A 210-nucleotide genomic window follows, 5' to 3' on the forward strand; every position below is an offset into this window, starting at 1 on the left:
CCGAAACGGGGGCTAAGGCTGTGCCGAACTGGGCGCTGCCCGACAACTTCAAGAACCACGGCAACTACGTCATCAGCCTCGCCAACGTCACGCGCTGGCTGGGCCAGCAGGCCGAGGCGCTGGGCGGCGAAATCTTCCCGGGCTTCCCCGCTGCCGAAGTGCTCTACAACGACGACGGGTCGGTCAAGGGCGTCGCCACCGGCAACATGG

1 protein-coding gene is annotated in these 210 nt (G+C 66.7%); it reads left to right on the plus strand.

The genetic code is table 11. The features are described 5' to 3' along the window. A partial coding sequence (locus tag AB4Y42_RS44800; protein WP_368697963.1) for an NAD(P)/FAD-dependent oxidoreductase occupies window positions 1-210 on the plus strand: 210 nt, incomplete at both ends.

The organism is Paraburkholderia sp. EG286B, from assembly GCF_040965655.1.
Lineage (GTDB): Bacteria > Pseudomonadota > Gammaproteobacteria > Burkholderiales > Burkholderiaceae > Paraburkholderia.